This window comes from Brevibacillus fortis (assembly GCF_046196545.1).
GTDB lineage: Bacteria > Bacillota > Bacilli > Brevibacillales > Brevibacillaceae > Brevibacillus > Brevibacillus fortis_A.
Genome location: NZ_CP176370.1, coordinates 5,631,116 through 5,637,500, shown reverse-complemented (window position 1 = coordinate 5,637,500; position 6,385 = coordinate 5,631,116). Strand labels below are relative to the sequence as shown.

The following is a 6,385-nucleotide window of genomic DNA, read 5'->3' as shown; positions in this document are numbered from 1 at the left end:
AAAGTCGGGCTTAGTGATCCGGTGGTTCCGCATGGAAGGGCCATCGCTCAACGGATAAAAGCTACCCTGGGGATAACAGGCTTATCTCCCCCAAGAGTCCACATCGACGGGGAGGTTTGGCACCTCGATGTCGGCTCATCGCATCCTGGGGCTGAAGTAGGTCCCAAGGGTTGGGCTGTTCGCCCATTAAAGCGGTACGCGAGCTGGGTTCAGAACGTCGTGAGACAGTTCGGTCCCTATCTGTCGCGGGCGTAGGAAGTTTGAGGAGAGCTGTCCTTAGTACGAGAGGACCGGGATGGACGCACCGCTGGTGCACCAGTTGTCACGCCAGTGGCACAGCTGGGTAGCTATGTGCGGACGGGATAAGCGCTGAAAGCATCTAAGCGTGAAGCCCCCTCCAAGATGAGACTTCCCACAGCGCAAGCTGGTAAGACCCCTCATAGACGATGAGGTTGATAGGTTCGGTGTGGAAGCGCGGTAACGCGTGGAGCTGACGAATACTAATCGGTCGAGGACTTATCCACACACTCTTAGCAATTGATCATGCAGATCCGGTTTTGAATGAATGAAGAAGCCATTCCTTAAAGGAATGGTTTTTTTTGATAGCTCTGGAAACAAACACGGTCCCCGCATTCACTGGAAAAGCGTTAGACTAAAGCGCTTTACACAGAAGGGTTTTACAGATGTTGACAAAAACGAGACCTACATAATAATATAACCTTACGTAAAAAATAAATTTTACGGAGGTCTGATTGATGGAAATTTCAAAGGGAGTAGAAATGCTTCATCTAGATTTTCATGGTAATATCATTCACCCCGTTCTTTTGTGGGATCGAGACATGGCTGTTTTAATAGACACCGGATTCCCAGGGCAAATGGATGATTTACGCGTGGCGATGGAAAAGGTAGGAGTACCGTTCGACAAGCTAAAAGCTGTAATTTTGACGCATCAGGATGTGGATCATATCGGCAGTCTTCCTGAGATTTTGCAGGAGTGCGGGGATCATGTTCACGTTTATGCACATGAACTGGATAAACCGTATATTCAAGGGGAGATACCGCTTTTAAAAGATGGGCACCTTGAGAATCCTCCTAAAGGCAGAGTGGACCATACCGTGAGTGACGGTCAGGAACTGCCCTTTTGCGGCGGGATTCGTGTCATCCATACTCCTGGGCATACTCCCGGTCATATCAGCCTTTATTTAAAGCAAAGCAAGACTCTCGTTGCCGGGGACTCGATGTACAGTGTAAACGGGATTCTCGGGGGTATTCATGCCCCGACCACACCGGATATGAATGCAGCTCGTCTTTCTTTGATAAAGTATGTAGACCTCGACGTTGTATCTGTGGTTTGTTACCACGGGGGATTCAGTAATGGAAATGTGAAGGATCAGATAATAGAACTTAGTCAGGGGGGACGTTAACTTATTAGTAATCATATCGTGACCACCTGTATCTTTTCCCCGTCTTTTTTTAAAGTTGGAAAAAGGAAGGGGCTCTATTTCATGAAAAAATGGAATTTTATCTTTGCTGGTGTTCTTAGTTTTACTCTTATTTTTGGAGGAACGCCTGGTCTTGCAAAAAATAAAACTGAAAATGTAAAGCAAGGCACGAATTCGATGTCAACCGACAAACCTATTGGACACGGCTTACACCTATGGTGGAATCCTGGATTCAACTATACGCTGGAAGATCGAGTGAACAATATAAAACTTCCCATTCCTGTCCCAAAAGAATTAGAGGGAAAAAGTGAGGGACAGGACCCTATTACTCCTGCACTTCCTCAATTGGACTTTAGTAGTGACGATTCCAAAAATGAGTTTTATATGTTTCATTATGGAAACGAAGGCGAGGTTTTCTTACAACTTCTTCAATATGAAAAAGGGAAACTTACCTCGTTGGGAGCGATAAAGGTAGCAGAAGACGTTCCCAATCGTATATATGGCTTTTACAATGACGGTCGTAATTCCATCTATGTCATTACTTTAGATATAAAGGGTGAGTTGAATAGCTCGGCCGAGTATGTGTGGGATTATGAGACGAAGATGATTAATAAAGTATCGGAACTAAAAGCCGAATAGAGCATAAAAAGTAACGATAGCTCCATACACACAAAAAACGGCAGCCAGTTTAATCGGCTGCCTTTCTCTCTATGCCAGGCAAATGTCCTCACCCGTTAATCCTTTATCATAACCGAAGGAGTAGCAGTTCGCACGAAGATGATCGCATCAAAAGCTTTTGCCGGAACCATCTGCAACGTATACAGCTTCTCCATTTTTCCATACCATCCACTAAAAGCATCACCGATTGTACTGATGGACTGCGCTTTATTCAGATAGGTGTAAAAATCCGCATGATGCTTTGCCTTTGCAAAGTCAAGGAATCCATCCGCCATGCCTGTCTGTGCAAACAGAACAGCTAGTCGATCTTTGCCACTATTTTTTACGGTAAACGCTTTGCGTTCATTGGTAGAGGCGTCATTCGCAAGGAAGGTGCTTTCGTAGAATTCACTTCCGATTGCGTAATAGTGGTCCCCCAATGCTTTCGCGAGATGTGCCCCCATGCAGGTTGTCATTCCTACGGAAGTGGAGGTCTTTTCAATATGTCCATTATGTCCGGCGATGAACATGTTGTTGCGACCGTACTGTTTCTTTTCAAAGGATAATATCCACATGACTTTGTCCGCCATATAGCGATCGCGGGTGTTGCTATAGTTCGCATTTGTTCCGCGCAGTGTAGCATTTTGCTTGATTGATTCTGCGAAGGCAGTAGCCAGTTCATATTCTTTCTCAGAGCTTTTCGCGATGTAAACAGATTGGTTTTGTTTCATCTGCTCCATCAAGCTTTTTATGTGGGAGAGCGCTTCCTGTACGAGGGCGATCTTTTGATCATACACCGTCTTATCATTCAGATTTGTAAGCAGCTTCTCATACTTGGCTGCGAGTGTCGGATCAACTTTTTTCAAATAGGAGAATAGCCCGTTTTTGTTATGGTCATAGCGTTGCATGTCAAAGCCGTAGAAATGAATTTGATCTTTGGCATCCCGCTGCTCATTAAAGGCGCGCATCCAAGAAAGAAGGGCGGCCATTTCTTCTGTATTGTAAATCGTAAATCCGATGGCTTTTGCGGCATCCTGCGCCGTTCCGCTGCCGCCTAAAATGTATTCATTGACCTTTTGTCCACCGCCAAAATCTCCTTCGATGGCAAATACGCGATAGCCTTGTTTTTCTACCAAATGCTTGAAAATATCTAACTTCAGCGTAGTGAATTGCTTGTTGCCATGCGTAGCTTCTCCAAACCCGATGATGGTTTTTGCAGGAAGCTCCATTTTGGAAACAGGGACAAGGTTTGCTTGCAATGACTGCTGCAAGGTGTTGGCTGATGCGGGATGGAACCCTGTCAATACACTCAGGATGATGAACAAGCTGATAGTGAATAGGAGTTTTCTTTTCATGTCATTCTCTCTTTCTTGCGCTGATTCTTTGTTCATAAGTGGATTTTCCTACCATTTCCCCTATTATACTCCTTTATGAAGTCGTTTACCTAGATTAAAAAAACGCACCTGGGTTTGAGAATCCCCGGGTGCATTTTCGCTTTGTTACTTCACATATTTCGCCCGATACTCATCTGCCAGCATGGACATGAGAATAGAGTCGTGATAGGCGTGGTTGTAATAAAGCGCTTGTCGCTGTACGCCTTCACGCTGGAAGCCGAGCTTTTCATACGTGTGGATGGCACGTTCGTTAAAGGCGAATACGTTTAGCTCGATGCGGTGCAAATTGAGGATGCCAAAACCATAGTCGAGCATTAGCAGGAGGGCTTCGCTTCCGTAACCTTTGCCTTGATAGGCATTTTGGTCAATCGAAATTCGGATAAAGGCGTTGCTATTATTCCGATCGATCTCCCCGATCTGGACGTCGCCAATCACTTGATCATTTTCACATAGGCAGATCAATAAGAGGACACTGGAAGAGTCCTGGCCTTTGTTTGCGATGTACTGGTGGATTTGCTCACGCGTGAAATGTTTTTGGGTACCAGTCAGCATACGCGTTTCCTTGTTGAACAAGGAGCGGAAGTATAATTCGGTATCTTCTGTGCCAATCGGTCGCAAAAAGACGCGTTCCCCTTCCAAAAAGCGAACCGCACGTGTATTCTCCTGTGTCGTAGACATAGTCGTTGTCCTCCTGTTCGTTCAAAACTTCTTTTTCTTAGGATAACGAGCAAGTGTATACTTGAAAATGTGCAGTTTTGTAAAAATGAAAAGGACAGATGGAGGGGGAAATCGACATGCTCTTGACCCCAAACTGGCAGGAAAACGACAACGAGCCGCAATACGTACAGCTTTATACTTATTTGAAAAAGGAAATCGTCGCAGGACGCTTGGCGGTGAGTAGTAAGCTGCCGTCCGTTCGCAAGCTGGCTGACTTGCTGGACTTAAGCACAACACCCGTGGAGATGGCATACCAGCAGCTGCTGGCGGAAGGTTTTGTCCAAAGTAAACCGCGCAGTGGGTATTACGTGGAGAAATTACCGGATCCTGAAGTGAAGCCGGGTACTGGTGCGAGCACACTAACTATCCAGCGGCCCATGGTGCGTGACGAGCGGGAATACGTCTATGACTTTCATCTCTCCCGCAATGATTTTTCGTTATTTCCAACCATGATTTGGCGTCGTTTGTACAATGAGACGCTTTACATAGAGCAGCAGGAGAATCTTTTTTATGGAGATCCGCAAGGGGAGGCTGGACTCAGGAAGCAAATCGCTGACTACTTGCACAGGTACCGGGGTGTCGCATGCTCGCCGAATCAAGTGGTGATTGGGGCGGACCAGTTTGGCTTGCTGTCCTTGATCTGTTTGATGGTAAAGCCGCAGTTCCAACACATCGGCGTAGAAAATCCGGGGTATTTGCTGTTTGCCAATACGTTTCGCCAGCACGGATACGACGTGGTGCCGATCTCACTGACAGAGGACGGAATTAGCGTCAGGGAGCTATATGAGTCAGGGGTTAGGTTGGCTGCCGTTTCTTCGGCTCATCAATACCCACGTGGGATGATCATGCCTATATCCAAGCGGCTGCAATTACTTGAATGGGCCAAAAATGTGGGAGGATACATCATCGAAGACGATTACGACGGAGAGTTTCGTTACCATGGCAGACCAATTCCGTCCATGCAAGGCTTGCTCCCGCATGCGAATGTTATCTATATGGGGAGCTTTGCGCAGGTGTTGGCGCCAGCAATCGGCATTTGGTACATGGTCTTGCCAGAATCTCTGCTGGATACGTACTACAATCTGCTGCGCGAGACACTGCTAGAACCATCCTCATCCCGACTGCATCAGCGGACGATGGAAGCCTTTATGGAAAAAGGATATTTCGAAAAACATGTCCGCAAAATGCGCAAGCTGTACCGCAAAAAGCATGATGCGCTGCTGCTGACTGTGCAAAAGCATTTTGGCGAAAGAGCGAAAGTGATCGGAGCAGATGCGGGTTTTCACGTTCTGCTGCGGGTAAACAGCGAGCGAAGCGAGGAGGAGTTGAAAAAGCTGGCGATTCAGGCAGGCGTGAGAGCCTCGCCCGCATCGTTTACTTGGCTGGTGCCACCTAATTCCTTGCCAAAAGAGTTTTTCCTCGGCTTCGCGGGCATTCCATTGGAAAAAATCGATCCCGGTATCGAGGCACTGAGCCAAGCGTGGTTTGGTGATTGTTGACAAGGCATGAGTACGCCGTTATGCTAAGAGTACGTTTTGGAAAATATGAAAAATATAATATTTTCCTTGTTTTCGAGAGGGGGCAAGAACATGCAGGAGCGAATCCTACAATGCGCCTATCATGAGATTGAGACCAAGGGTGTCCGTTTCACTATGTCCGATTTAGCTCGGCGCGCAGGCGTTAGCACCAAGACGTTGTATGCGAGCTTTCCATCGAAAGAGGCCTTGATCACCAAAGTCATTGAAGAAAACATCGAGGACTTGCGTAGAGCGGAAGATCAGATTTTACATGATCCGGATCTCGATTTGGTAGAGAAGATGCGGCAGCTCCTGGCACTGGTCCCGAACAATTTCTCACGAACGGACCTGCGCGTGTGGTACGAGCTGAAGCGCTACTATCCCGAGCAATGGAAGCTGATCGACGAGTTCAATCAACAGGAGTGGGAGCATGTTCGGATCATTCTGGAGCAAGGGGTAGAGGAGGGCGTGTTTCGTCATATCCAGCTCCCGATCCTGATTCAGATGTATACTGGAACGCTCAACCAGCTGATTGATCAGCAGTTGGCGAACCAGCATCATCATCTGACGATTGGCGATGCGCTGGATGCGGTCATCGATATTTTACTAGGCGGCATCGTAGATACTTCGTCTTCAAACAAGTAAGTAGGAGGAACAT

6 protein-coding genes and 1 rRNA gene (1 of these 7 only partly in view) are annotated in these 6,385 nt (G+C 46.9%); 5 read left to right on the top strand and 2 right to left on the bottom strand.

What is annotated here, in order from left to right:
• The 3 genes from ACKKE8_RS27420 to ACKKE8_RS27410 form a co-directional block, all read left to right on the top strand.
• Positions 1 to 524 (top strand): 23S ribosomal RNA (locus ACKKE8_RS27420) (it extends 2,405 nt beyond the left edge of the window).
• A 231-nt stretch (positions 525 to 755) separates the two neighbouring features.
• Positions 756 to 1,424 (top strand): MBL fold metallo-hydrolase, encoded by a 669-nt coding sequence (locus tag ACKKE8_RS27415; RefSeq protein WP_409175788.1) that lies wholly within the window; start codon positions 756 to 758, stop codon positions 1,422 to 1,424.
• A gap of 81 nt (positions 1,425 to 1,505) precedes the next feature.
• The gene (locus ACKKE8_RS27410; RefSeq protein WP_409175787.1) at positions 1,506 to 2,081 is read left to right on the top strand and encodes a hypothetical protein; all 576 of its coding nucleotides are present in this window, start codon (positions 1,506 to 1,508) and stop codon (positions 2,079 to 2,081) included.
• Positions 2,082 to 2,176: 95 nt separating this feature from the next.
• On the opposite strand, the gene ACKKE8_RS27405 is transcribed toward ACKKE8_RS27410, so the two are convergent.
• Together ACKKE8_RS27405 and ACKKE8_RS27400 are read right to left on the bottom strand one after the other, a co-directional pair.
• Positions 2,177 to 3,454, bottom strand: coding sequence for an erythromycin esterase family protein (locus ACKKE8_RS27405; protein WP_409175786.1), 1,278 nt, complete (start codon positions 3,452 to 3,454; stop codon positions 2,177 to 2,179).
• Between the two features lie 144 nt (positions 3,455 to 3,598).
• Entirely contained in the window at positions 3,599 to 4,171 is a 573-nt protein-coding gene (locus ACKKE8_RS27400) for a GNAT family N-acetyltransferase (RefSeq protein WP_409175785.1), read from the bottom strand.
• 116 nt (positions 4,172 to 4,287) lie between these two features.
• On the opposite strand from ACKKE8_RS27400, the gene ACKKE8_RS27395 reads away from it, so the two are divergent.
• Both ACKKE8_RS27395 and ACKKE8_RS27390 read left to right on the top strand, forming a co-directional pair.
• Positions 4,288 to 5,709: a PLP-dependent aminotransferase family protein gene (locus tag ACKKE8_RS27395; protein ID WP_409175784.1), complete on the top strand. Its 1,422-nt coding sequence runs from the start codon at positions 4,288 to 4,290 to the stop codon at positions 5,707 to 5,709.
• A 90-nt stretch (positions 5,710 to 5,799) separates the two neighbouring features.
• Positions 5,800 to 6,372 (top strand): TetR/AcrR family transcriptional regulator, encoded by a 573-nt coding sequence (locus tag ACKKE8_RS27390; RefSeq protein ID WP_409175783.1) that lies wholly within the window; start codon positions 5,800 to 5,802, stop codon positions 6,370 to 6,372.
• Positions 6,373 to 6,385: the final 13 nt, after the last annotated feature.

What these genes read in the sequence shown, in the direction of transcription:
- ACKKE8_RS27410 (WP_409175787.1), top strand. Translation starts at nt 1,506, where the DNA reads ATGAAAAAATGGAATTTTATCTTTGCTGGTGTTCTTAGTTTTACTCTT.
- ACKKE8_RS27400 (WP_409175785.1), bottom strand. Translation starts at nt 4,171, where the DNA reads ATGTCTACGACACAGGAGAATACACGTGCGGTTCGCTTTTTGGAAGGG.
- ACKKE8_RS27405 (WP_409175786.1), bottom strand. Translation starts at nt 3,454, where the DNA reads ATGAAAAGAAAACTCCTATTCACTATCAGCTTGTTCATCATCCTGAGT.
- ACKKE8_RS27390 (WP_409175783.1), top strand. Translation starts at nt 5,800, where the DNA reads ATGCAGGAGCGAATCCTACAATGCGCCTATCATGAGATTGAGACCAAG.
- ACKKE8_RS27415 (WP_409175788.1), top strand. Translation starts at nt 756, where the DNA reads ATGGAAATTTCAAAGGGAGTAGAAATGCTTCATCTAGATTTTCATGGT.
- ACKKE8_RS27395 (WP_409175784.1), top strand. Translation starts at nt 4,288, where the DNA reads ATGCTCTTGACCCCAAACTGGCAGGAAAACGACAACGAGCCGCAATAC.